This window comes from Pseudodesulfovibrio cashew (assembly GCF_009762795.1).
GTDB lineage: Bacteria > Desulfobacterota > Desulfovibrionia > Desulfovibrionales > Desulfovibrionaceae > Pseudodesulfovibrio > Pseudodesulfovibrio cashew.
The window spans coordinates 2635433-2661470 of record NZ_CP046400.1 but is presented as its reverse complement, the minus strand read 5'-3'; the positions used below and the strand labels follow the sequence as shown (position 1 = coordinate 2661470).

At 58.8% G+C, this 26038-nt stretch carries 23 protein-coding genes; 18 read left to right on the top strand and 5 right to left on the bottom strand.

Features of this window, described 5'->3' with window-relative positions; translation table 11 throughout:
• Positions 1 to 67: 67 nt before the first annotated feature.
• The 3 genes from dnaA to GM415_RS12010 form a co-directional block, all read right to left on the bottom strand.
• Positions 68 to 1423, bottom strand: a complete 1356-nt coding sequence (dnaA, locus tag GM415_RS12020) for a chromosomal replication initiator protein DnaA (protein ID WP_158948485.1) — start codon at positions 1421 to 1423, stop codon at positions 68 to 70.
• 613 nt (positions 1424 to 2036) lie between these two features.
• On the bottom strand, positions 2037 to 2768 hold the full coding sequence (gene thyX, locus GM415_RS12015) for an FAD-dependent thymidylate synthase (protein ID WP_158948483.1): 732 nt from the start codon (positions 2766 to 2768) through the stop codon (positions 2037 to 2039).
• A 124-nt stretch (positions 2769 to 2892) separates the two neighbouring features.
• Positions 2893 to 3420, bottom strand: a complete 528-nt coding sequence (locus GM415_RS12010; protein ID WP_158948481.1) for a hypothetical protein — start codon at positions 3418 to 3420, stop codon at positions 2893 to 2895.
• Between the two features lie 84 nt (positions 3421 to 3504).
• Between GM415_RS12010 and GM415_RS12005 the strand changes: the two genes are divergently transcribed.
• From GM415_RS12005 to fliS, 6 genes are all read left to right on the top strand, one after another.
• Positions 3505 to 4479: a zinc dependent phospholipase C family protein gene (locus tag GM415_RS12005; protein ID WP_158948479.1), complete on the top strand. Its 975-nt coding sequence runs from the start codon at positions 3505 to 3507 to the stop codon at positions 4477 to 4479.
• 86 nt (positions 4480 to 4565) lie between these two features.
• Entirely contained in the window at positions 4566 to 5348 is a 783-nt protein-coding gene (locus tag GM415_RS12000) for an AsmA family protein (protein WP_158948477.1), read from the top strand.
• 111 nt (positions 5349 to 5459) lie between these two features.
• Positions 5460 to 7139, top strand: coding sequence for a CgeB family protein (locus GM415_RS11995; protein ID WP_158948475.1), 1680 nt, complete (start codon positions 5460 to 5462; stop codon positions 7137 to 7139).
• A gap of 272 nt (positions 7140 to 7411) precedes the next feature.
• Positions 7412 to 8299 carry a flagellin N-terminal helical domain-containing protein gene (locus tag GM415_RS11990; protein ID WP_158948473.1) on the top strand — a complete coding sequence of 296 codons (888 nt, stop codon included), beginning with the start codon at positions 7412 to 7414 and terminating at the stop codon, positions 8297 to 8299.
• A 163-nt stretch (positions 8300 to 8462) separates the two neighbouring features.
• Positions 8463 to 10157 carry a flagellar filament capping protein FliD gene (gene fliD, locus GM415_RS11985; RefSeq protein WP_158948471.1) on the top strand — a complete coding sequence of 565 codons (1695 nt, stop codon included), beginning with the start codon at positions 8463 to 8465 and terminating at the stop codon, positions 10155 to 10157.
• Positions 10158 to 10177: 20 nt separating this feature from the next.
• Positions 10178 to 10792, top strand: a complete 615-nt coding sequence (gene fliS / locus GM415_RS11980; protein ID WP_158948469.1) for a flagellar export chaperone FliS — start codon at positions 10178 to 10180, stop codon at positions 10790 to 10792.
• Positions 10793 to 10991: 199 nt separating this feature from the next.
• Here fliS and GM415_RS11975 read toward each other — a convergent pair whose 3' ends face one another.
• Positions 10992 to 11564, bottom strand: a complete 573-nt coding sequence (locus GM415_RS11975; protein ID WP_158948467.1) for a nicotinamide mononucleotide transporter — start codon at positions 11562 to 11564, stop codon at positions 10992 to 10994.
• Positions 11565 to 11797: 233 nt separating this feature from the next.
• Here GM415_RS11975 and GM415_RS11970 point away from each other — a divergent pair, with 233 nt between their 5' ends.
• The 9 genes from GM415_RS11970 to ahbA all read left to right on the top strand — a co-directional run bounded on the left by GM415_RS11970 (position 11798) and on the right by ahbA (position 21748).
• The gene (locus tag GM415_RS11970) at positions 11798 to 12871 is read left to right on the top strand and encodes a glycosyltransferase family 4 protein (protein WP_158948465.1); all 1074 of its coding nucleotides are present in this window, start codon (positions 11798 to 11800) and stop codon (positions 12869 to 12871) included.
• A complete protein-coding gene (locus tag GM415_RS11965; RefSeq protein ID WP_158948463.1) occupies positions 12868 to 14070 on the top strand; it encodes a glycosyltransferase family protein in 1203 nt (400 codons plus the stop codon). The genes GM415_RS11970 and GM415_RS11965 overlap by 4 nt, the downstream gene beginning before the upstream one ends.
• A 271-nt stretch (positions 14071 to 14341) precedes the next feature.
• On the top strand, positions 14342 to 15577 hold the full coding sequence (locus tag GM415_RS11960) for a YIP1 family protein (protein WP_158948461.1): 1236 nt from the start codon (positions 14342 to 14344) through the stop codon (positions 15575 to 15577).
• A 9-nt stretch (positions 15578 to 15586) separates the two neighbouring features.
• On the top strand, positions 15587 to 15922 hold the full coding sequence (locus GM415_RS11955) for a hypothetical protein (protein ID WP_158948459.1): 336 nt from the start codon (positions 15587 to 15589) through the stop codon (positions 15920 to 15922).
• Positions 15923 to 16024: 102 nt separating this feature from the next.
• Positions 16025 to 17212: an OmpA family protein gene (locus GM415_RS11950; RefSeq protein ID WP_158948457.1), complete on the top strand. Its 1188-nt coding sequence runs from the start codon at positions 16025 to 16027 to the stop codon at positions 17210 to 17212.
• A gap of 209 nt (positions 17213 to 17421) precedes the next feature.
• Positions 17422 to 18615, top strand: a complete 1194-nt coding sequence (gene ahbC / locus GM415_RS11945; RefSeq protein WP_158948455.1) for a 12,18-didecarboxysiroheme deacetylase — start codon at positions 17422 to 17424, stop codon at positions 18613 to 18615.
• A gap of 220 nt (positions 18616 to 18835) precedes the next feature.
• Positions 18836 to 19816 carry a porphobilinogen synthase gene (hemB, locus tag GM415_RS11940; protein WP_158948453.1) on the top strand — a complete coding sequence of 327 codons (981 nt, stop codon included), beginning with the start codon at positions 18836 to 18838 and terminating at the stop codon, positions 19814 to 19816.
• 5 nt (positions 19817 to 19821) lie between these two features.
• A complete protein-coding gene (gene ahbD / locus GM415_RS11935) occupies positions 19822 to 21000 on the top strand; it encodes a heme b synthase (protein WP_158948451.1) in 1179 nt (392 codons plus the stop codon).
• A gap of 298 nt (positions 21001 to 21298) precedes the next feature.
• Entirely contained in the window at positions 21299 to 21748 is a 450-nt protein-coding gene (gene ahbA, locus GM415_RS11930) for a siroheme decarboxylase subunit alpha (protein ID WP_158948449.1), read from the top strand.
• Between the two features lie 77 nt (positions 21749 to 21825).
• Here the strand turns inward: ahbA and GM415_RS11925 are convergent, their stop codons facing one another.
• A complete protein-coding gene (locus GM415_RS11925; protein ID WP_158948447.1) occupies positions 21826 to 22590 on the bottom strand; it encodes a substrate-binding periplasmic protein in 765 nt (254 codons plus the stop codon).
• Positions 22591 to 22796: 206 nt separating this feature from the next.
• Between GM415_RS11925 and rpe the strand changes: the two genes are divergently transcribed.
• From rpe to GM415_RS11910, 3 genes are read left to right on the top strand one after another with little or no spacing between them, the layout of a single operon-like run.
• Entirely contained in the window at positions 22797 to 23447 is a 651-nt protein-coding gene (gene rpe / locus GM415_RS11920) for a ribulose-phosphate 3-epimerase (RefSeq protein WP_158948445.1), read from the top strand.
• Positions 23448 to 23501: 54 nt separating this feature from the next.
• A complete protein-coding gene (locus GM415_RS11915) occupies positions 23502 to 25430 on the top strand; it encodes an ATP-binding cassette domain-containing protein (RefSeq protein WP_158948443.1) in 1929 nt (642 codons plus the stop codon).
• Between the two features lie 6 nt (positions 25431 to 25436).
• Positions 25437 to 25931: a GNAT family N-acetyltransferase gene (locus GM415_RS11910; RefSeq protein ID WP_158948441.1), complete on the top strand. Its 495-nt coding sequence runs from the start codon at positions 25437 to 25439 to the stop codon at positions 25929 to 25931.
• Positions 25932 to 26038: the final 107 nt, after the last annotated feature.

The following is a 26038-nucleotide window of genomic DNA, read 5'->3' as shown; positions in this document are numbered from 1 at the left end:
CCCCGGAATCATCGGCTGTTACGTGACTGATGCGCCGACAATTCCGGGGAAACACGTGGGGGACGAATTAGGGAGCGAGTCGCTCGGTGGTCTTCTCGATCTGGCGGCCCAACGGTGTCTGGAGCGAAATCTCCCGCTCGACCTTGGTGATGCCCTTGAGCACCGTGGAATGTCTCCGGCCAAGGCGTTCGCCGATGGATTTGAGAGAGAGCTCGGTGTGCTTCCGCGCCAGATAGAAGGCGGTATTGCGGGCCAGGACAATCTGGCGCTTGCGGCTCTTGGATTTGAGCTCATCCTCTGACAGGGAGTAGCTCTTGCAGATAAATTCAATGATGTGCGCGAAGTCGGGCGTGGCATTCTGCACCGCGTAGTTGTCGAGCACTTCCCAGGCCAGGTTCAGGGTAACGGCTCGGTTGAGCAGCCGCGCCTTGAGCACCATGTTGTTCAGGCAGGATTCCAGCTGGCGAATGTCAGAAGTGATGCGCTCGGCCAGCAACTCGGTGACCTCCACCGGGACGGACACCTGAAGCTTGCGCGCCTTTTCCTGTACGATACGGCGTCGGGTCTCCATGTCCGGGCGGTTGATATGCGCCAAGAAACCGGAACAGAACCGGGAAACCAGACGACTGTCCACGCCGTTGAGTTCCTTGGGCATAAAGGGGCTGGTCAGCACCACCTTGCAGCCCCGCTCACGCAACGCCGTAAGCGTGCAGAGCAGTTCCTCCTGCATCTTCTCCTTTCCCTGGAAGAAATGGACATCCTCCAGCAGAAGCATGTCGATATTCTCTCGGAACTGCGCCTTGAACTCGTCGATCTTGCGTGCCTTGAAGGCGAGTACCATGCGCGTGGCGAACTCCTCGGAGGAGAGGCAGGCCACTCGCGGAGCCCGACGGTTGCTTGCGCTGCAAAGGGCATTGCCCACCGACTGCAACAGATGCGTCTTGCCCAGGCCGGGGGCCGAACTGAGAAAAAGATGATCCGAGGTAAAAGCCGCATCGGAGATGGACTTGCTTGCGGCGCAGGCCAGTTCATTACTGGGCCCGACCACAAAATCGTCAAAAGAAAAACGCCAGTTCCGGGTCGCGATGACCTTTGGCGTTTCCACTAGAGGCAAGCCCAGCTCGGCGGACCCCGCATTCAGGGATTTGGCCGGTACGGATTTAACTACGGGAGCGACGCGTTTCTCGGTGCTCGCGGTAATGGTGATCCTGGGATCGCAGCCAATGACATGAGAGGCGACCTCGCGAATCACCTGAAGGAGACGGTCCCTGACCCAGTTGGCGACGAAATCGTTCGGGGCGACCAGAGAGAGGCGATTTCCTTCAACCTTTCCCTGCAACGGCTTGATCCAGACGGTGTATACCCCGGGGTTCAGGCTCTTCTCCAACGAGCGTTCTATTTGCTTCCACGCAGTCTTCATCATGCGGAGATTGATAGTAGATCGCCCTGTCTCAGACAATTCTCGAATTCCATTTGTAGGCCCGATGGAGGGCTCAGGTTTTAGACAACCACCGTCCAGACTAACTAGCTGAAATACAAACAATTATGTCCAAACTCCGGAAACAGGACGTTTCCCGGTCGATCCCCTTTGAAACAGCACTGTCACAGGGTTTTCCCGGTCCAGAGTTTTTCTAAACAACATATTTATCAACAGCTGGTGAAATAGTTTTCAACATGTATCATTTGCATTTTCACCTTTTATCTCACTTTTTCAACTAATATCTTTTTGCAAAGATTTTTTTTCTACCCGTTGCGCAAAAGTACCGCGTTTATCTATTCACGTGATTCTCCATTAACACACCGATATAAAAGAAAAAAATCAATGAGTAACCATTATCGCCACGAAAAATCAGATTGCATGACCTACCCCCCATCCCCGCTAGGCCTTGATTCTCAAGGGCTCCCGCCGATTCTTGGATTACGAACACAAGGAACCTACTGAAAAAACAACAAAAAAAACGCTTGACAAAAAAATGCCAAGCGTCACGGGAGTTACGGGATACAGGAAAAAGTCCCGCTCTGTTGGAAAATTTGCCTCATTTTTTTTCGCGCGTCGGGTACTTGCCACAGGCAAATTTCGGCGATTCCGGGCAGTAACCCAACTGCTCGCACCTTGCCCCGCCGTTGGCGAATATGGCCGGAAGCTTCTCCTTGCAGATGGCAAGCATGGCGTCGGCCATGGCACGTACTTCCCACTGCGCCCTGTTACAGCAACGTAAATGAAAGAAGTGGTGCAGGGAACGGCAGTTCATGGTGATGACGATCTTGGTCTCCGCAGCCTGAGGCAGCACGAACCGGGCATCCTCGTTGGCCTTGGCTTTGCGCCCGTGGTCCACCAGGATTTGCCGAAGGTCGGAATAGGCGGACTGGACCTCGTCCATGAACCGCTCAAACCGCTCCCGAGCCTCGGGGATACGAGCGATGGCCGGAGGCAGGATGTACTCCATGTCGTTTTCGGTCACGTAGCGCTGGCTCTGCTGGGAATAGGAGGCGATGCGGTGACGCACGATCTGGTGAGAGCAGGCCCGGGAAATCCCCTCCGCCGCAAAGGTCATGGAAACATGTTCGATGGGAGAATCATGGCCGGACTCCATGGTCTTGGCCACAAACTCGGCCTGGACCTCGGGATCGATCTCTCCGGACAGCAGGCGGGGCCACATGTCCGCCACGAATCCGGCATGATAGCACTGCCGGAAGGCGGCGTAGATAAGTGACAGCGCATCGGGGGTCATGGCCATGAATTCGACCCTGAGTTTCTTTTCCGGCATCAATCAAGCTCCATTAGTATATAGTATTGCACGGGCACTCCGTGTACCCCAAAGCGGCTGTCCTGTCACCAAGGCCTCACTCCCCGGTCTCCCCTGCGAGATGAGAACATCCGCCGCTTTCTGCCTAGTAGGCGATTTTTTCCAACGCGTCCTCGACCATCTCCTCCGGTGTCTGTCCCGGCTGGAGAATGAAATGAAGCGTCTCGTAAAAAAGGGGCTCCATGACCGCCAGACGGGCTGAAAGTTCCCGCCACAATGCATCGCGATCCTCAACACCGTCCCGTTGGGCCACCCTGTCCGCCAGTGTGTTTGAGTCGTTCATGAGATAGAATCCTTTGCCCGCGCCATGGACAAGCGGCCTCACGGTCGGAGCTTCCATGATGGTATCATTCAGGATAATGATGCGGTTTTCACCGCCAAGGGCTTCGACCGCCCGCTCAGCATCCCCGGGCGCGACCACGGGCAGCCCCGTTCGTTCAGCCAACAGGTCCGCCAGAGCGCGCTTGCCACTCCCGGGCAACCCCATGAGGATGACGTTGCCCGTGTTGCGCCAGGCGTCGGCATAGTCCTCCCGACGATCCCCTTTGGCGAAGGACTTGGTCGCCCCGGCCTCTTCCACATCGTATTCTTCATTGATCAGGTACTTGCCCATTCGTTTCCTTCCTTACTGGGTTCTTTGCCTGGCGGACGTTATCAAGTAGGGTGGACAAAACGCAATCGATAATCCGGAACCGCCGTGCCCAAGGAACTGATCCACTTCACCGTAGCCGAAAGAACCGCCGCCCGCCTGATCGGCACGAGGTTCGGCCCATGCCTTGCCTCTAGCCAGGCTGGCCTGCTGCTCGGCGCTGTATTCCACGACGCCCTCTTCTATGCGGTCTCGCCAGGCGCCAAGCCGCTGGAGTCCCTGGCCCACGTCATGCACGGCGCCGACGGCCAGGATACCTTCGCCCTCATCCGCGCCCAGGCAGGTCATGCGGCGCAAGCCGAGAACAGGAAGCTCCCAGCGGCCCTGCTGGCGGGCATGGTCTCGCACCTCTTCGCCGACGCGGCCATGCACCCCATGGTCTATCATTTCTCCGGCGACTACTATGCCAACGGGGAGAACGCCCGTTCCCTGGCGCGCCAACGCCACCGCGCCATGGAAAGCCTCATGGACATGGCAGCCTGCCCGGAAAAAATCGGCACCCCGGATTATCGCCTGTCCGCGCTGCTCCGCCGTTGCCCCGACCTGTTTCGAGAAGGACTTCCAATGCAGACCCTCACAGAGTGGGCATCACTCCCCGTGCAGGAAACCCAAAAGCAACTCTCACGGGCATGGCGCGTCTTCGCCCTGCTCCAGCGGTTCTATCCCATGTCCCTCCCGGCCCGCCTGCTCTTCGCCCTGCGACATCGCCTTCCGAGAGTTCTTGCTGAAACCGGCATGCTTTTCTACGCGCCGCAATTGAAACGGCAGTTGCCTCGGCTGGAGGCCTCCATCAGCTATCTCCACCCGGTGACCGGCGAAAGGCTGCACGCCTCGCTGGACACACTCATGGACCAGGCTGCCGCAAAGGCAGCAGCCCTGTGCCACGCCATGGAACCGGCAGTGTTTGAAGGCGCACCCCTCTCTCTGCCTGAAGCCGGGCCGTCCATGGACGCCGGGCTTTCGAACACGTCCACCGAGGCCATGCTGTACTTCGCCGAACCGCCGTTTCCCGACCTGGAGTAACCCAATGCTTTCCAAGTTCCGGTTGCCCTGGCACGCAAAGTAGCCTACTGTTCGATAATCATAATCCGGTCAACCTAGGAGCTATCATGAAAAAATTCATACTCATCGGCGGAGGCGTTGTCGTGATCGGCGTCATTGCCGTCATCGTGCTGACAATTCTCAACCTCGGTTCCATTATCAAGACGGCCACGGAAACCTATGGCCCGAAGATCACCAAAACGGAAGTCAAACTCGACAACGCGGACATCTCCATCCTGTCCGGTTCAGGCTCGCTGGACGGCTTCCTGCTGGGCAACCCCGCTGGATTCAACATGCCCAGCGCCATCGAATGCGACACCATCCGCGTCAAGGTAAACACCGACTCCCTGACCTCGGACAAGATCATCATCGAAGAAATTTATGTGGACGGCCCGGTCATCAGCTATGAAAAGAAGGGCAAGACCGACAACTTCCAGACCATCGTCAACAACATCAAGAAGACCGTTGCCAGCGATGAAAAGGCCGCCAAGAAGGAAGACACCGCGAGCGAGACCGGCTCTGAAAAGAAAATCCAGATCAACAACTTCATCGTCAAGAACGGAAAGATCAACCTGGGCGGCTCTCTGCTCAACGCCTTCGGAGACAAGGGTGTGGGCATCGACCTGCCCGACATCCACCTGAAGGATATCGGCAAGGAAAAGGAGACCTCCCCGGCCGAGGCGTTCGCCATCGTGCTCGGCGAGATGACCGGCGACGTGACCGGCTCGGTCACCCAAGTGGGCAAGCAGCTCACGGAAACCCTGGGCAAGGCCGTTGAAGGCGCTTCCGGCGCTGCCTCCGAGGCTACCGAGGGCCTCGGCAAGACCGTAAAGGGGTTGTTCGGCGACTAGGCTGTCTTTACTCAGCCAGCAACAGGGCCGCGTCCGCACCGGGCGCGGCCTTTCTTTTCAACTGTTGAACAACTTGCGGAAAATACGGGAATTACGGTACGGAACGAACCCATGACCAAGCTTGAATATATCGCGGAACCCGTCGAGACAGAGAACACACTCACTGACATCCGCCTGCACGTCCAAGGAAAGACCTGGCATCTCTGGGGCCGTAGCGGCACGGAGAGAGAGGCGGAACTTGCCGCCAAGGTGGAACCCGGCACCCTGCCCGTGTTGCTGGGCGCGGGGCTGGGCCATGCAGCGGAGAGCCTCCTGAAACGAGGCCTGCCTGTCGCCATCGTTGACCGGGAAGACGCCATCGACAGCGTTACCGGTTTCAGGCAACGGTTCGAGGGTAGTGAAAACCTGCTTTTGATCGACGAGCCCGATCCCCGCATGGTTTTGGAAAGGCTGTCCCTGTGGCGGGAAGAGAATGGCGGACAGCCGCTTGCACCTGTCATCCTCCCCTTGTACCTACGCCTGGACCGGGACTACTACGGAGCCCTGGCCGAGGCCCTCAAAGCGGCCGCCAAGACCGATTTCTGGTCGCAGGCTCGATATCCCAAATTCCAGGACACGACTCCGAAAGTCCTCTTTTTCGACGCCAACTACTTCCTGTGCGGGGAAATCCGCTCGGCGCTGGACAAGCTGGCAATCCCATACCGGGTCATGGAGCTTGAAGGTGGTCCCACTGGGAGCAACGCCTTCATTGAGGAGCTGCTTTCCACCGTGGTGGACTTCCGCCCCGACTTCGTGCTCACGGTCAACCACTTCGGTCTTGACCGCGAAGGGAGACTGGCCGAGTTGCTCGGTGACCTCGGCTTGCCCCTGGCCTCATGGTTCGTGGACAATCCCCACCTGATACTCCACGAGTATGCCCGCCCGGCAACGGACAATACGGCGCTCTTCACCTACGACGCGGGCAACCTGCAATTGCTCCATGACAAGGGATTTGACAACGTCCACTACCTGCCTTTGGCCACGGACCCCGACCGCTTCAAGCTCCGCTTCGGCGACACGGCTCCGCACGAATGGCCCTGCGACATTTCCTTTGTCGGCAACTCCATGGCCTCTCCCGTGGCCCGCTGCCTGGAGGACGCCGCACTGCCGCCTGAATTCGCGGCAGAGTATCGCACCGTTGCCGGACAGTTCGGCGATTCAATCGAAACCGGAGCCGCCGACTTCCTCCGGAAGCACCGTCCGGAATGGTACAAACTGCTTACGGGCCTCGCCGACCGGGAACGCAAGCTCGCCATCGAATCTCTGCTTACCTGGGAGGCCACTCGGCAATACCGGCTCTCCTGTGTCAGGAGAATTCTCCCGTTCAACCCGACCATCGTGGGTGACGAGGGATGGCAGGAGCAACTCGGCCCGGGGGACTGGCGGCATATGCCCGGCCTGGACTACTACACCCAGCTGTCGCGCTTCTATCCCCACTCCAAGGTCAACTTCAACTGCACCAGCCGCCAGATGATCGGCGCGGTCAACCAGCGTGTCTTCGACGTTCCCGCCTGCGGAGGCTTCCTGCTTACCGATTACCGGGAACAAATGGAGGACCTTTTCGACCTCGACAGCGAGGTCGCGGTCTACCATTCCCCGGAAGAGATCCCGGAGAGGGTCAGGCACTACCTCGACAACACCCTGGCGAGGAAAAACGTGACCATGGCCGCGCGCAAACGCATCCTCGCCCACCACACTTACGCGCATCGGCTCTCCGGCATGCTGGAAATCATGCGAAAGACCTTCGGCTGATCCGTTTTCATGCCGTTGGCGACGACCTGTCTCTTATCCACAATCTTTAGCTTTTCTTAGCAAAACCGAGCCAACAAAGGGCAATTTCTTCCTCTTGACGGAGGGATTCCGGCTACATTTCTTTTTTGCACATAAAAAAACGTTCACCCGACCTAAAGTTTTCTCTCCTCCAGACGATGAAGTAGGCACAAGTTAAGAGATTTTCCCGGTAAACCCAATCTCGGGAAGCCAATCTCAGGCATGGAAGCCGAAACAATTTCAAGGAGGAAATTATGGCTCTGGTTATTAACAACAACTTGATGGCTATGAACGCCGCACGGAACCTGGGCTCCGCGTACGGGGATCTGGAAACGTCAACCCGCCGCCTGTCCTCGGGTCTTCGCATCACCCAGGCGTCGGACGACGCGGCCGGCCTGGCCGTCCGCGAATTGATGCGCGCAGACATCAGCTCCCTGCAGCAGGGCATTCGTAACGCGAACGACGCCATCTCCCTCATCCAGACGGCTGATGGCGCCCTGGGCGTTATCGATGAAAAGCTGATCCGTATGAAGGAACTGGCAATGCAGGCCTCCACGGGTACCTACAACTCCGACCAGCGACTGATCATCGACTCCGAGTATCAGGCCATGGCTTCGGAAATCACCCGTATCGCCAACTCCACCGACTTCAACGGACTTTACCTGCTCAACGGTAACCTGTCCTCTTCCACGCACAGCGGTGCTGGCCTCAAGGCCACCGGCAAGCTGAAGGTCCACTTCGGTACCGGTAACGACTGCGCGGAAGACTACTACTACATCCAGATCAACAGTGCGACCGCTTCCGCCCTCGGCGTCGGTCTTGGTGCCGGAACCGGTGCGGGTGCATCCATTTCCACCCAGGCCCTGGCCCAGCAGTCCCTGGATGTTCTGAACAACGCGATCATCTCCAAGGATAAGATCCGCGCCAACCTCGGTGCCCTGCAGAACAGGCTGGAAAACACCGTTACCGTCCTGGAAATCCAGGCCGAGAACACCCAGGCTGCAGAGTCCCGTATCTCCGACGTCGACGTCGCCACCGAGATGACCGAGTTCGTCCGGAACCAGATCATGACCCAGGCCGCAGTCTCCATGCTGTCCCAGGCCAACTCCCTGCCGAGGATGGCTCTGTCCCTCATCGGTTAGTCGTGATCAAAGACGCAGTAATGCGCACCTTCGGCCGGGCTCCCGAATGGGGGCTCGGCCTTTGATTTCAACAGGTTAAACAAGTCGTCAACATGGCACCGCGATTGCATGTTTACTAGCGACCCATTGTAAGGGGGAAAAAACTTCCACGCAGGGAAACACCATGGCAGATTCTACGTACACTTCAGGAGCAATCAACTTCACCGGGCTGGGAAACGGCACCGACTTCAGTCAGCTCATCGACGGCCTCGTCGATGCGGAGATGACACGTGTCACCCGCCTGGAAAACTGGAAGGCGAGTTGGGAAACCAAGAACGAACAGTTCAAGGCGCTCAACACGCAGATGCTCTCCCTCAAGACTACTCTTGAGGGGTTTGACACCATGCGCGAGTTCATGGCCAAGTCCGTCAACTCGTCCGACTCTACCCTGCTCACTGCCACTGCCACCAGCGACGCCCAGGAAGCCTCCCACAACATAGAAGTAGGCCAACTCGCCACCAACGACGTTCTGATCACCGCCTCGGGGGCATCCTCACTGGATACGGCCATCACCTCGTCCACCACATCCTTCACCTTCTCCTATGCCGGCGAAACAATCACCCTGAGTAACATCAGCGCGGGGACGACTCTGTCAGGATTCGTCAACATCATAAACAACCACGCGGATTCACGTGATAAAATTCGGGCCTCGACTATCTTCGACGGGTCGGTATACCACCTCCAGCTCAACGGCATGGACCAGGGCAGCGACAACCAACTCTACATTTCCGACGCCGGCTCCATGATCTTCGGCGCGTCCGACTTCGACGAGACCCAGAACGCGGTCAACGCCCAGATCAGGGTCAACGGATTCCCAGCCTCCAACAGCGGTTGGATCGAGCGGGACACCAATGTCATCGACGACGTCATCGAGGGAATAACTCTCAACCTGAACGATTCCGAGGCAGGCACCAACGTCAAGCTCAATGTGGTTACTGACACCGAGGGCATCAAGGAAAACGTCAGGACCTTCATAGACCAGGTGAACGTCATCAGGGCGCAGATCCAGGCCCTCACCGAGGTGGACGAGGAAGGAGAGGGGTCCATCCTGACCGGCAACTACGGCGTGGACATAGTTGGCCAGAATCTCAAGAACATCACCGCTGAGCTCGGCAAGGGCTTTGTCAACTGGAATCAAGACAACCTGACTGGAGACAAGTACGCCGCCCTGTCCCAACTCGGCATTCTCACCGACGCCGAAGAAGGGTCCACGACATACGGCCTGCTCAAGCTTGACGAGGAGATTTTCGACGAAGCCCTGGCGGATGACCCGGAAGGCGTGGCCGAACTTTTCTCTGCCAACAACCTGCTGGCAAGCCAGTCTCCGGACTTCACCCTTACCTCGATCGTCGACGGGACCACCGAGGCCGGCATCTATGACATTCAGATTGTCAGCGACGGCAGCGGCATCACCAGTGCCACCATCAACGGCGAGGCAGCCAAGATCTCCGGATGGGAAATCACCGGCCTTTCAGGCTCGGCCCTGGGTATGGCCATACGCCTGGACAACACCGGAGCGGGCACCTATAGCGGCACGGTTTCCATCAAGCAGGGCAAAGTCGGGGAAATGATCGACGAGCTGGCCGACCTGACCAAGCCGTTCAACGAGTACACCTATGAAGGCGGACCGCTCGCCGTCCTGCAGAACAACTATAAGGATATCATGGACTCCATCGACAAAAAGATCGATTACGAGACAACTCGAATCGAGAAGATGGAGCGAACCATGAAGGAAAAGTATGCCAGGTTGGATTCCCTGCTCGGGCAATACGAACTGCAGCAAGGGCAGCTTGAGGCCGCCCTCAACCAACTTGCATAGCGATTTAGGAGGATGACGTAATGGCTAACCCAGCACGGGCCTATCTTGCCACCCAGGTGGAAACCACCACCCAGGGAGAACTGTTGCTTATGCTTTACGAGGCGGCAATCAAGTTCCTCAAGCGCGCCAAGGTGGAGATAGACAACAAGGACTACGCCAAGAAGGGCATATACATATCCAAAGCCATGGCGATCATCCATGAGTTGTCCGAGAGTCTGAACAAGGAAAAGGGCGGAGACATCACACCGAAGCTCGCCCAACTTTACATGTTCTGCACCTCACAGCTGATCAAGGCGAACATCCGCCTGGACAAGAAGCTGGTGGACGATGTGATCAAGATTCTTGAAGGCATCCACTCGGCCTACGCCCAGATCGTGCCGACTGCGGACGGCAAGACTCCGCCGGTCAATGCACCAAAGCCCGCCAGGCCCGTCGTGCCCCAAGCGCCGCCCACCCTGCCAACGGCGGAGGCCAAGTCTCAGGCGACACCGGCACACCCCCAGGCAGATCCTAAGCAAAAGGCCGTTCCGCCCCAACCGGCAGCCGGCAAACCGCAGGCACCGCCCAAGCTTCGCACGGCGGCCAATGCAGCCAAATTCCGCGCAGCCAACGCCTACAACAATAACAATTCGTAGACGGAAGGGCCGAATCTCAAAGAGTTACCACAACTCTCGGTCAAAACGAAAAGCCAACTATACCCCCCTGTTCACTCGCAAGATCAGGGGGGTATTGTCATGCTGAAACAGTTTGCCTGGATGCCGGGGTATTTTTGACAACCGCCGTTCAACTCCATACTTCGGAGAACTCGGACAAGCCCTTGACGCATCCTACCCTTTATTGTCTCGGGCTGGCATTTCGCCGAGTCCGATACGCGTCGACGACAAAGAAAAGCGACAGCAACTGCTGCACCATGAGGATGTAGTAGTGCTGGATGCCCATCAAGGCAGAGCAGCTTACATTCCCAAGCATAAGCCAGAAGTATCCGTGGATCTTGTCCTTTGCCATAAGATACGTTCCCATGAGAAAGCCTGCGGCGATACAGAGTTCCAGCACCTGGTTGACGGTTGTAATGCCGCCAAAATCATAGAGACTCAACCCCAGGCCGAGGATGACCGAATAACGTGCCAGAAAATCGAGCCACTTCGGCTCTCTGCCATGCCCACGCAAGGCGATGACCAGGCCTATGGTCATGGCGGGCGCTCCCCCCGACTCAACGGTTGCCGCGATCCAATTGTGCTCGGAAACAAGTACGATGACCCATGCCGGGAGCCCCGCGAGATACACGCACCAAGACCAGATCCGCCAAGTGCGATTTTGCTCGTGGGTTAGGCTTCGTTCAGCCCGGGAAAAGCAAACCTTGTTAAGCAGATAACACGCTCCGCCCCATATCTGCAGCAACAGCTCCATGTAAAATACTCCATAAAATATCCGTAAGCGTTTTTTATGTCAGGAAAGTTGGAACCATAATTCAAAAGCCAACCATTATCCATTGCTATCGTTCCCCCTGAAACGGTGCCCGATCATCATTTAAGGGTCTCCGAAAAACGACCAGCGATTGCCTGCGCCTATTTTGCCGACAATACTACACCATAACCAGCTGCCGAGTTTACAACATCCCCGGCATGTGTCACTTTCCGCCCATGTCCCAGTCTTTGATCCGCGTACTTCACATGGCCAACTCCCTGTCCCTGGGAGGCACGGAAAAGGTCATGCAACTCCTGGTCGCCAACCTGGACAGATCCCGATTTCTTCCGGCAGTCTACAGCCCGGTGGACGGCGAACGCGCGACCCAGATCAGAGCCCTGGGCATAGACACCTACGTTGGCGGAGACCTGCTCCGCACGCTCGACGCCTTCAAGCCGCACATCGTCCATATCCACCGCGCGGGCTGGCCTGAGCCAGGTCTGCTCAAGCCGGTCAGACTGGCCGGGGTCCCCGTTGTCTTTGAGACCAACGTCTTCGGACGCCACGACCCCAGCCCGATAGCCGAGATCATCGACACTACCCTGTTCGTCTCGAAATTCTGCCAGGACCGGTTCGCCAGGATGCACGGCATTGAAGCCGTACCTCCGCGCTATGGCTACCTTTACAACCCGGTGGACACAGATTTCTTCAGGGAACATGCAGAACGGGACCGGGACTTCTCCAGCCCTTGCGTAGGCCGCATCTCCCGCGCCGACCCCGGCAAGTGGTCCAGATTGGCCCTCGACATCCTGCCCGCATTGGTGCGAGACGTCCCCGGATTCCGCTACCATGTCATAGGAGGCATCCCCGAAGCCTTCGACTTTGTCCGCACCCACGGCCTGGAAGAGGCGGTGGTGTTCCATGAGCCGGTGCGGAGCGACGCCCAGGTAGCTGAATTCCTTGACAACGTCTCTCTGCTCGCCCACGCCAACGACACTGGGGAGTCTTTCGGTCTGGTCATCGCCGAGGCCATGGCCTGCGGCCTGCCCGTGGTCACCCACCCCTGCGAGGGACTCAGGGACAACGCGCAACTGGAGCTGGTCGATCACGGCGAGACCGGGCTGGTGGCCGCCACCACCGATGAATACGTGAACGCCGTCAAATTTCTTCTCGCCCACCCTGAGGAAGCTCGCCGCATGGGTGAGGCCGGACGTAAAAAGGCAGCCCGCCTCTATCGGGCGCAGGTCATCGCCCGGCAATTGGAAACGCTCTACCTCGAACAACTCGCCCGCAAAGGAATATCCATATGAATACCATTCGCCGCTATACAGATGCGGTTCTCGCCTTCGATTTTGCTGGGAATTCACCCCACTCCGAGCCCGCTCCCAAGGCTGCACGACAGGAAGTCGAGGCCTTTGTCGAACGCACGCTCAAGCTGCTCGCCAAAAGCGGTGCCGAGACTCTTATTCTCTTCGGCATCGGCTCCGGGGACCAGGCCCTGTCCCTGGAAAATGCCCTGCCTGCCAAGGTACGGCTCATCGTCTGCGAGACGTCCCTGGACAAGGCCCGCAGTTTTCTCGACGCCAATCCATCCTGGCGGGACCAGGGACGCTGCGCAGTCCTGGGCGACACGTCCCCGTGGGCTCACCTCCAACTGCTGGCCCTGGCCGGAGTCTCGGCCAAAAACGCCCACACGGCCCTCAACCCGGACCTCAACGGAGAAGAAAAGTCGCAGTACCAGAACCTGCAACGCCTCTTTCACGCCGCCCGACAGCACCAAGCCATCAACAGCGCCTACCTGAGCCATGTGGCGGCTCAGGCTCCGGATATGAGCGTGGGTGTCATCCTCAACCCGGACGAACCCGACCTCGAGCGGTTCTTCGGCCAGTTCCCGGAATGGATCAAGGAAATCGTGGTCATCTGGGACAGCGAAAACGTGCCGGAAGAGTGCCCCATGTGCCGAGTGGCGGTGAAACACTTCGCCCAGCCGCTCAAGGATTTCGCGGACCAGCGCAACCGGATGCTGGATGAATGCTCCGGAGAATGGGTTCTCTCCCTGGATGGCGACGAAACGTTCAGTGAGGACACCTGGTCACTGTTCCCCGCCCTGCTGCTCATCAAGCGGCTTGAAGGTTGCTATTTCCCCCGCATGACCTTCTATCCGGATGAAGAGAACGTCAAAGTGGGGTTCGGCCTGTGGCCCGATCTGCAGTTGCGTCTCTTCCGCAACAACGGCGAGGTCCGTTACGAACGACCAGTGCATGAACGGCTCACAGGCATCAAGGGAAGGGTGGCCCTGTCCCTGGACGCGCCCATCCTGCACTACAGCCGCCTGAGCAAGACTCCGGAACAGCTGGCCGCCAAGCTGGAGCGGTTCGACCGCGCCGGGAGCGGCGTAACCCACCGGCTCAACGAGGACTACCCGACCATGGAGCGGGGCCTGTTCAACGAAGTCTCCTTCATCGAAGGGGCCATCCAGGTCCTTCTTTTGGAGGAAAATCCCGCCTAGAGGATGTGGCACGAGATTATCTGTACGGATTTATGAATTATTTCAGTCGGCAAGATTGAATGAGAAATGGTGTATGGGTATGTCCCCTGTTGCACCACAACTCATTTTATGCCAACAATGCAGCCAGTTACAACAATTCACAAGCGCGGCCAAATAGCTTGAGGATCTCCCCGCCTGCTTCCGTGCATCCGTTTGCAGTCCACTTGATTGTTGCGTACAAAATGGATACGACCGTGCATCACTGACCAAGATGTCTTATAAGGATTGAGACATGGAAATAATTTGCCCCGAATGCCAGTTCAGCCGCGAGGTTGACGAATCCAAGATTCCCGCCCGTTCGCAGGTGGCCACCTGCCCCAAATGCAAAACCAAGTTCCAGTTCCGCGATTTGCCCGAGGAACAGGACGATTTCGGCTTCGCACAGGATGATTCCGTGCCCGATGCCGGGACTGTCGCGCCCGCGCCGGAACCAGTTCCCGAACGCCACATGGCTCCGCCGCCTGATCCCACGGAACAGGATGCCGACCTCGCCCAGGAAGAAGACGAAGGCCCGGTCTTTCCTCATATCGCCCAACCGGGAGAAGCCCCCGGAGAAGAACTCTGGGACAAGCTGCACGACATGGCGCCGCCCCGTGAATCCGGCGCTGGCGAAGAGCCCTCCCCGGAAAGGACGCGAAAGCCCCCGGTCATCGGTGCCAAATGGAAGCCCAAAGGCGAGGCGAAGCCGGAAAGCGAAGACCCCTGGAACCGCGATTCCATTCCCAAAAGCCTCCCCTTGGAGGACGACCAGCCCGTTCCCGGCTGGACGGGCCAATTCTCCGAAGATTTTCCCGACCCCATGATGGAAGACTTCAAGGACGATGGTGGTGATCTGGGGCCCCTGGTACCACCGCCCTTCGAACAGCTTGACCGCTACGGTTTCTTCCACGGACTGTACATGACCATCAAGCTGATCCTGCTCTCGCCCCGGCTCTTCTTCTCGGTCATGCCCGTAGGCGGCGGACTGTCCAAGCCGCTGACCTTTACCATCCTGCTGACCCTGGTACAGTCCCTGGTCCAGTATTTCTGGGGACTGGCAGGACTCTCCGGCCCTCTGGGCATGGACGGGACCACTCCCGCGAGCGGAGCTACGGGCATGCTTACGCCGGTCATCATGCTTCTCTTCGTGCCCGCACTCATCGCGGCCGGACAGTTCATCATGACGGGATTCTATCACCTGCTGCTCACGCTCATGAAGGCGGGAGACCAAGGCTTTGAAGGCACGTTCCGGGCACTCGCCTATGCCAACGCGCCGATCATCCTGGGCATCTTCCCCATGCCGATATCCTCTATTGAGATCGGCTGGATGTTCGTCGCCGCCGTCTGGGGCCTGTTCCTGACCATCATCGGACTCAAGCACATCCACAAGACGTCCTATGCCAAGGTCATCCCCGTGGCCCTCATCCCGCTGCTGCTGGGCATGATCGCCGGTCTCTACGCCTTCCAGGCCGGGATGACGACCATTTAGGAGCCGCGCATGTTCCGGTGGATCAAGGATAAAGTGGAAGCCTTCCGGGCCCAGCGAAAGCTGGCCCGGCAGATCCAGCCGAAAAACTTCAAACGGATGGCCGAGGAAATCCGTGACCTTGCCGTGCTCGCCTCGCAACTCAGCCCGCGAGGCAAGGAAATCCAACAACTCATCCGCAATGTAATCATAGAGATGGACCGTTTGCGGGAGCTGGCCGACCGGCCGGAATTCCGCAGGCTTTCCACCGGAAAAAAGCTCCTGCTCCGCCAGGGGCTGCAGGAGTCGCGCGAGCAGCTTCTGGAATCCATCGAGTCCGCCCCGTCGCCTACTGACAGGCTGCAATAGCCCTGCGGCACGTTCCTTGCTTTTCTTCAGGCGTCAGCCCCGGAGGCGTCGCCATGTTGGCGCGCTCCAAGGGGCCGCGCTAACGTCAATCCGGTGAATGGCATGAAGAAAGCAATACTTTTCGCACTGTTGATGGCAATGACAGCCTGCGCCAACGTGGACCTCTCCCTGACCGACCAGATAAAGGTCTATTCCGAATCCCCCGTCAGGAAGTCGTCACTCCAGGTCTCGGTGCACCCCAAGGGCAAGCAGTACCGCCCTCTGACAGCCTATTTCCCGCCTTTCATCATCCAGCAGGACAACAGCGACTTCAACACCCTCGGCACGGAGTTCGCCCGCACCTTCCACGACGTCTGGACCCAGGAGCGCCTCTTTCCCACGCAGGAATTCAGTTCTACCCCCGATTACCCGGGGCTGAGCGCATCCCTGCAGAAGGCCAGGTTACGCGGCGCAGACCTGCTCATCCTCGGCTCGGTGCCCTACTTCTATGCCGGGAGCAATGTTGACGACACGGCCATCACCATCCGTATCGACATCTATGCGGCAGGCAACGGCATGCTCCTGTGGACCATGCTCCAGTCCGGGCGCATCGAATTCAGGCAACCCGACGATTACGTCTATTTCGTCCACGAATTCCGCATGCCGGACGGCCCGTTCAACAAGCTGATCCGGTCCATTGCCATGGACATGGCCATTCCGCTCAAGGGATGGCTGCCCGATCCGGAAGAGCAGTACCCGTTCGTCGAAAACACCGGTGAAATGAAGGCCGGACTGACCAAACCCTCTTCCGCACCTTCCGCCTCAGGTCAGGCGGGACAGCCCGAAGGCGGCCAGCCGCTCTCAGGTGGCGATGGAGCAGGAATGGAACGAAACCTTCCCGCAGAGCAGACAGGAGGACAGGCCGAAAAACAGGGTGACCCGGGAATTACACCCCGCCCCGACATCAACGGAGTGAACCTGGACATCCACTTCGATTTCGACAAAGCGACCATAGCCAAGCAGTCCCATCCCCGCCTGGACGCTCTTGGCGAGGCCCTGAACTCTCCGGAGCTCAAGGGCAAACGGATAATCATCGCGGGCCACACCGACGCAAGCGGAACCGAGACCTACAATCTGACGCTCTCCAAGCAGCGCGCCGACGCGGTCAAACGCTATCTGGTTGAAAAGTGGTCCATCTCCCCGGACCAGATAGAAACTGTGGGCTACGGCAAATCCAGACCCATAGCCTCGGGGATCTCCCCCGAAGCCATGCAGAAAAACCGCAGGGTTGAAATACGCCTGGCGCAATAATCCGCTGTTTTCCTCCGGAATCGGCGCCCTGATCCTTGCCCCGCAAGGGCAAAACCGAGTGGAATAAACCTATTCTTGACTTTTCAGGAGTAGTTCTTACATTCTCGGGCGGACGGGAAGACGGGCGCTGCCGCGCCTTTTTTCATCTTTTACACCCACCGTTTTGTGTGCTACCTCAGACCTTCAATTCACCTGTGAGGTTTAATTAAATGATAGGTATTTCCAAACTCTATTGCGGCGCGGTGGAGGCCTCCGATGCCCTCCGCTATAACCGTGATTCCGGGCAGTTGCCCTCCCATCTCCTGCAATTCTCCAAGGATAAGAAGCCGGTGGTGGTCTGGAACATGACCCAGCGCTGCAACCTCAAGTGCGTGCATTGCTACGCTCACGCAGTGGACCCCAGCGCCCATGAGGACCCCATCTCCAACGAGAAAGCCAAGGAGATCATCGACGACCTCGCCCAGTTCGGCGCGCCCGTCATGCTCTTTTCCGGCGGCGAGCCCCTGGTCCGCGAAGACCTCGTCGACCTCGCCAAGTATGCCACCAGCAAAGGCATGCGTGCCGTCATCTCCACCAACGGAACGCTGATCACCAAATCCAAGGCCCGTGAGCTCAAGGAAGTCGGACTCTCCTACGTCGGCATCTCCATCGACGGCGCCGAGGCCGTTCACGACAAGTTCCGCGGCGTCAAGGGCTCCTACAAGCAAGCCCTCAAAGGCGTTGAGAACTGTCAGGCCGAGGGCCTCAAGGTCGGCCTGCGCTTCACCATCAATAAGCGTAATGCCCCCGAGGTGCCGCACCTGTTCCGCCTCATCGAGGATATGGAAATCCCCCGCATCTGTTTCTACCACCTGGTCTACTCGGGCCGTGGCTCCGAGCTGATCAAGGAAGACCTCGACCACCAGGAGACCCGCGACATCGTCAATCTGATCATGGACGAGACCCGCGCACTCTTCGACAAGGGCAAGCCCAAGGAAGTCCTGACCGTGGATAACCACGCCGACGGCCCCCTGGTCTACTACCGCCTGCTCAAGGAAGATCCTGCGCGCGCCGCCGAGGTCCTCGAACTGCTCAAGATGAACGAGGGCAACTCCACCGGCCGCGGCATCGGCTGCATCTCCTGGGACGGCCAGGTCCACGCCGACCAGTTCATGCGCCACCACACTTTCGGCAACGTGCTGGAACGCCCGTTCTCCGAAATCTGGATGGATGAGAAGATCGACCTGCTGCACAAGCTCAAGGACAAGCGCCCCTACGTCAAGGGCCGTTGCGCCAAGTGCCGGTTCCTGAACATCTGCGGCGGCAACTTCCGCGCCCGCGCCGAAGCGTACTACGACGACTTCTGGGCGCAGGACCCCGCCTGCTACCTGACCGACGAAGAAATAACCGGCGAACCGCTGTAAGCGGGTTTGCCTCCGGCGGCCGGGGGAAGGAGAGAAAAACCTTTTGATAAAGGTTTTTCTCCCCTCTCCCGGCCCCTTTCTCCTCCTTTTCCCAAACTTTCCGGTACTCCGCCCGCGGCGTCGAGGATGTGCAGCCGCGAAAGTGGATGCACATTGTTGGCGTTGAGGGGGAAAAGGAGTACAGAATGGTCAGTCAAAAACATATTTTCGGAGATATATCATGATTCCTGCCGATTTTTATCGTGGACGGCGGCTCCGCTCCAGCCTGACCATGCGTGAGCTGGTCCGGGAGAACGCTGTCACCGCAAACGACCTGATCATGCCCTACTTCGTGGCCGAGACGGACGACGAGTCCTTCATGAAGGAAATCTCCTCCATGCCCGGCCAGTACCAGCTCTCCCTCAAGCAGTTGGAAAAGAAAGTGGGCGAGGCCGTGGCTAACGGTCTGAAATCCTGCATTCTCTTCGGCATTCCCGCCGAGAAGGACGAAATGGGCACCCAGGCATACGCCGACGCGGGCATCGTCCAGAAGGCCATCCGCCTGCTCAAGGACCGCTGGCCAGAACTCATCGTCTGCGCCGACACCTGCCTGTGCGAGTACACCTCCCACGGGCATTGCGGCATCGTCCAGCACGACTACGTGCAAAACGATCCGACCCTGAACCTGCTGGCCAAGACCGCCGTAGCCCAGGCACGCGCAGGAGCCGACGTTGTCGCGCCCTCCGACATGATGGACGGCCGAGTGGCCGCCATCCGCGACGCCCTGGACGAAGCCGGGTTCATCAACGTCCCGATCATGTCCTACGCGGTCAAGTACGCCTCCGCCTTCTACGGTCCCTTTCGCGAGGCCGCAGAGTCCGCGCCGCAGTTCGGCGACCGCAAGACCTACCAGATGGACCCGCCCAACGCCCGCGAGGCCATGCGTGAAGCCGTGGCCGACCTCGAAGAGGGCGCGGACATCCTCATGGTCAAGCCCGGCCTGCCCTACCTCGACATCGTCCGACAGGTACGCGACAACTTCGACACGCCCGTGGCCGTCTACCAGGTCTCCGGCGAGTACTCGATGATCAAGGCCGCCGCTCTCAACGGCTGGATCGACGAGCAGGCCGTCATCATGGAATCCCTTGTCGCCTTCAAACGCGCCGGGGCCGACCTCATTCTGACCTACTTCACCGAAGACGTCTTAAAGACGCTGAAATAATTACTATGAGCGAACACAAAGGACATCCCGGCTCCATGGGCGGCTGCCCGCCCGAAGGCCATCCCGGCGGTCACCCCGGCGGCGCGCATCCCGGAGCGGAAAATGCGCCAAAGAAATATCTCGACGACGGCGTCACCCCCATCTGCAGGCTCATCGCCTGGGAAGTGACCCGCTCCTGCAACCTCGCCTGCAAGCATTGCCGGGCCGAGGCGCACCCCGAACCCTATGAAGGCGAACTCTCCACCGACGAGGCCAAGGCGCTCATCGACACCTTCCCGGACGTGGGCTCCCCGATCATCATCTTTACCGGCGGCGAGCCCATGATGCGCGCCGACGTCTACGAGCTGATCGCCTACGCCAAGGCCAAGGGCATGCGCTGCGTCATGGCCCCCAACGGCACGCTGATCACGCCCGAGACCGCGCAGAAGATGAAGGACGCGGGGATCGAACGCTGCTCCATCTCCATCGACGCGCCCGAAGCGACCCAGCACGACGAATTCCGCGGCGAGCTTGGCGCATTCGACGCCTCCATGCGCGGCATCCAGTATCTCAAGGACGTGGGCATCGAGTTCCAGATCAACACAACGGTGACCAAGAACAATCTCCACTTGTTCAAGGACATCTTCCATCTGTGTGAAGACATCGGCGCGTCCGCCTGGCACATATTCCTGCTCGTGCCCACGGGCCGGGCCGTGGAGCTGGGCACCGAGGTCATTACCGCAGAGGAATACGAGGACGTACTCAACTGGTTCTACGACTTCCGCAAGACCACGGACATGCAGCTCAAGGCCACCTGCGCGCCTCACTATCACCGTATCCTGCGCCAGCGGGCCAAGGAGGAAGGCGTACCCGTCAACTTCCAGAACTTCGGCCTGGACGCGGTATCCCGCGGCTGCCTGGGCGGCATCGGCTTCTGTTTCATTTCCCATCGCGGCCAGGTGCAGCCCTGCGGCTACCTTGAGCTGGATTGCGGCAACGTCCGCGAAATCCCGTTTCCGGAAATCTGGAAACAGTCCCCGCAGTTCCTCAACCTGCGCAACCCGGAAGTATACGACGGCAAGTGCGGCTACTGCGAATACGAAAAGGTCTGTGGCGGCTGCAGAGCGCGCGCCCAGACCATGAAGGGGCACTACCTTAAAGAGGAACCCCTCTGTTCTTACACGCCGAAAAAAAGGCCTAGATAGAGGCCTCCGGCGGCCGGGGGAAGGGGAGAGGGAAACCCTTTGCAAAGGGTTGTCCCTCTCCCCTTCCCCCGGACCCCCATCCCCTCTCCCTTCCTAAACTTTCTAGCGCCGCTTCGCGGGGAGGGATGACAGGGGATTATAGGAGAACAAAAGAAAACGGCATTCGATGATGGTTCAATTCGGCGCCAGAAGGCTGATCAAGCTACGCCGCTTTTCCTGCGCCGCGATAAAAAGTTTGGGAGGATTCTTAAGGAACCCTTCTCAAAGGGTTCCTTAAGCCGCCGGAGGCATTCTTCAGATGGATAATTACGACAAGCAGATTCTGGACATCATTCAGTCACACTTTCCGCTCGCTTCGCACCCCTACGAGGAAGTCGGCAAACAGGTCGGCCTTTCCGAGGCCGAGGTGCTTGAGCGGGTACGAGACCTGAAAAAGTCGGGCGTGATCCGACGCATGGGGGCCAACTTCACTTCCAAGGCGCTGGGCTGGCAATCCACCCTGTGCGCGGCCTCCGTGCCGGAAGACAAGCTGGACGAATTCGTGGCCGAAGTGAACAAGCACGATGGCGTGACCCACAACTACCTGCGTGAGAACGAGTTCAACGTCTGGTTCGCGCTCATCGCCCCGGACATGGAAGCGGTGGAGTCCATCCTTGCATCCATCACCAAAGCCACAGGCATCAAGGTCCTCAACCTTCCTGCGGACAAACTGTTCAAGATCAAAGTCGACTTCAAGATGGACAAGTAGCTCATCATGGCAAGACAAAAGCGGAATCCCCGCGACACGGCGTGTCGCGGGGATTCCGCTTTCCTACGGAATAAAGACTAGTTTTCTTTTCCCTGCGTGTAGCGGTCCAGGATGCGCTGGAAACGACTCGATCCCTGGACATCAGGCTTCTTCATGGCGTCCAGAGCGGCCTGCACCCGCCGGATGAACCTGTCGGGCGTATTCTTGTTGAACGCCACGTACAGATCAAGCTCCTTGAGAACGTACACCATTTCGTACTCATCAGGATTGAGGCCCATTTCCCGCAAATAATAGGGAGCGGCCACATCGGCCTGGGTAATGAGGTCGACCCGCCCCTCGTGTAGCATCCGAAACTGCTGCTCGTTGTCGAGTAACAAAGTAAGATTCGCGGCGGGCACCCCCTCGGCGGTAAGCATGGTGTGGGGCCCGCTGTTACGGATGACTCCAATCTCGTGATGCGCCAAGTCCGCAAAATTCCTGATGGTCATGCGAGACGATTTCCTTCCTATCAGGCCGAGCTTGAGATGGGCGATGGGCCCAACCCATTTGAACAGGTTCTCCCGCAGTGGCGTCCGGGCCATGCAAAAAATGCCCATGTTCATAGAGCTTTCGACATCATCAATGGCTCTGGGCCAGGATATTCGCGCCAAATCCCCCGGCTCCACAGGGCTCCCCGCCTCGGCCATGATCTCCGAGACCACGTCTACCGCAGCGCCGGCATAGCCGTCCGGCCCTACCCTGATGACATAGGGGAACAACTCACCGACATAAAAACGAAAATTCCCTGCCGATACAGGTGTGGAAAAGAGAAGAAGAACGGCGCAACCAAAGAGGCACGCCATGAGCGCTAAACGGCGAGGCACAAGGGCGATTGGTGTATTTGACGATATGAGAAAACTCCTGACAGGCACGAACCGGAGTCTTCCCTCTTTCCCGCATTTTGTCCAGCCCCCGGGGGTTGCCTCAGGCAACGGTTACAGGTACACCTCTGCCACGGACGACGGGCCACGAGCCCGGATAAAAACCCCGCAACCCCATGAGGGACACGATGATACTCTCCCCTTCCATGCTTTCCTCGGACTTCGCCAATATGGAATCGGAACTCAAAGCCCTGGAGGCCGCGGGCCTCGAGTGGGTCCACCTGGACGTCATGGACGGCAGGTTTGTGCCCAATATCACCTTCGGGCCGCCCATCATCAAGGCCATGCGCAAGAAATCCAACCTGTTCTTCGACTGTCACCTGATGATAGAGGATCCCGGTCGCTACATCGAAGATTTCGCTGAGGCCGGGGCCGACCTCATCTGCGTCCATGCCGAGGCCTGCACGCACCTGGAGCGCGTCTGCGCCCAGATCGCGGAGACCGGCGCCAAGCCCGCCGTAGCCCTCAATCCGCACACGCCGCTCTCGGTCATCAAGTACCTCATTCCGCAACTGTACATGGTCCTGATCATGTCCGTGAATCCAGGCTTCGGCGGCCAGAAATTCATCCCGTTCTGTATGGACAAGGTCAGAGAACTCAAGGCGATGATCAACGAGGCTGGCGCTGACACGCTGATCCAGATCGACGGCGGCGTCACTGCTGAAAACGCCGGGGAACTGACTGCGGCCGGCGTCGATGTCCTGGTTTCCGGCTCCGCCTTCTTCGGCTATCCGCCCTACGAGGAACGGCATAAGGTTTTTCAGGAAGTCTGCAAGTAGGACACTTCCACACACTGTACCCAAGGGCCAAAAGGCCTTTTTTTAGAGAGCACCATGGCCCTGGTTTCCCTGCGCGACATTTCCATCAACTTCACCGGCACAATCCTGCTGGATTCCGTTTCCATGCAGATCGAACCGGGTGAACGCGTCTGTCTTCTTGGCCGCAACGGCGAAGGCAAATCCACTCTGCTCAATATCATTTCCGGCAAGACCGTCCCGGATGGCGGCAACGTGGATTACGCCAAAGGTGCCCGCGTGGCGCTGCTCCCGCAGGAGGTGCCCAAGGACCTCGGCGGCCTGGTCTACGACGTAACCGCGCAAGGGCTCGGCGAGACCGGTGCCCAACTTACGGCATATCACGAAGCTGTCCGCGCCCTGGCCTTGGGAACTGGCGACCACGAGAAGCTGGTGGCCCGCATGGAGCGAGCCCAGCACGCTCTGGAAGATGCAGGAGGCTGGCCCCACCATCAGACCATCGAGACTGTCCTATCCCACCTCAAGCTCGACGGCGACGAACCTTTCGACTCCCTCTCCGGCGGCACCAAACGTCGGGTGCTGCTGGCCCGAGCCCTGGTTTCCGACCCGGACCTGCTCATTCTGGACGAGCCCACCAACCACCTGGACATCGAATCCATCAACTGGCTGGAGGACTTCCTGCTCCGCCAGAACACGGCCCTGCTCTTCGTCACCCACGATCGCGCCTTCCTGAAGCGCATCGCCACCCGTATCCTGGAACTGGACAGAGGCAACCTGAACAGCTGGGATTGCAATTATGAAACCTACCTTGCGCGCAAGGAGGCGGACCTGGAGGCCGAGGCCAAGCAGAACCACAATTTCGACAAAAAGTTGGCCGAAGAGGAAACCTGGATTCGCCGGGGCATCAAGGCGCGCCGAACCCGGAACATGGGCCGAGTCCGCGATCTGATCAAGATGCGTGAAGAGCGCAAGGCCCGTCGCGAACGGACCGGCTCGGTGAAAATGGTCATTCAGGAGGCTGAACGCACCGGCAAACTGGTGGTCGAGGCCAAGGACATCTGCTTCGGCTACAACGACAAGCCGCTGGTCAGCGACTTTTCCACGGCCATCATGCGTGGCGACCGGGTGGGACTGATCGGCCCCAACGGCGCAGGCAAGACCACCCTGCTCAATATTCTGCTCGGCGAAATCGAACCGCAAAACGGCTCTGTGCGCCACGGCGTCAACCTTCAGGTCAGCTATTACGACCAGCTCCGGGAACAGCTCGACGAGACCAAGTCCGCCAGGCACAACGTGGCCGACGGCAACGACTTCGTAACCATCAACGGCAACCGCCGCCACGTTATGAGCCACCTCAAGGATTTCCTTTTCACGCCGGACCGCGCCAAGGTGCCTGTCTCGGTCCTGTCAGGCGGTGAGCGCAACAGGCTGCTGCTGGCGAGGCTTTTCACCCGGCCCTCCAACGTACTGGTCATGGACGAACCCACCAACGATCTGGACGTCGAGACCCTGGATCTGCTGGAAGAGTTGCTGCTGGATTATCCAGGCACCCTGCTGCTGGTTTCCCATGACCGCGACTTTCTCAACAACGTGGTCACCTCGACCATTGCTTTCGAGGGCAACGGCGTGGTGGCGGAGTACGTTGGCGGCTACGATGACTGGCTGCGGCAGCGCCCCGAAACAACGACTCCGGCCAAGGCTTGCAAGCCGAAGCAGGAAGCCAAGCCAGCTGTCGCCCCCAAGAAAAAGAAGCTCTCCTTCAAAGAGAAGTTCGAGCTGGAGCGGAAGCAGGAAGAACTCCAAAGCATGCCCGCCCTGATCGAAACCCTGGAAGCCGAGTTGGAGGCGCTTCATGCCAAGATGGCCTCTGCCGAGTATTTCAAGCACAGCGGGGAAGAAATGGCGACAGATCAAAGCCGCCTCGAAGCGCTTGAAAGCGAGCTTGAAACCGCCTATACGACCTGGGAAGAACTTGAAGCCGCCCTTGAAGGCGTTGATCTGGATTAAAGCGACATGAGCAACTGCACCATCCGCACAGTCACCCCGGAGGACCTCACCGCCTGCCACACCGTGGAGGTCCGCAGCTTTCCCCCGTGCGAGGCGGCCTGGACCTCCTCCCTGGAAAATCGCATCAACATCTATCCCGAAGGCTTTCTGGTCGCGGAGATGGACGGCCGAGTGGTCGGCCAGGTCAACTCCGGCTCAACGGGCAAGGATGACATCACGGACGAAGAATTCAAGCAGCTCATCGGCCACGACCCGGACGGCGGCAACATAGTCATCTTCTCCCTGTCGGTCCTTCCAGAGTACCGCAAGAACGGGGTGGGCGGGAAACTCATGACCCGTTTCATTCAGCAGGCCAGAGACCTCCGCAAAAAGCGCATCCTGCTCCTGTGCAAGGCCGACCTGATTCCCTACTATTCCCGGTTCGGCTTCGTGGACAACGGCCTTTCCGCCTCCACCCACGGCGGCGCGGAATGGCACGAGATGGCCCTCACCCTGATATAATTCCCCGGACCACCCTGAAATATCGGCACGCTTGCTTGGCCGCGACACAGCGCAGGCTCAGCCTTGCTCTTCTCGCCAGACAAAGGCGGGGAATGCAGTCGAGGCAG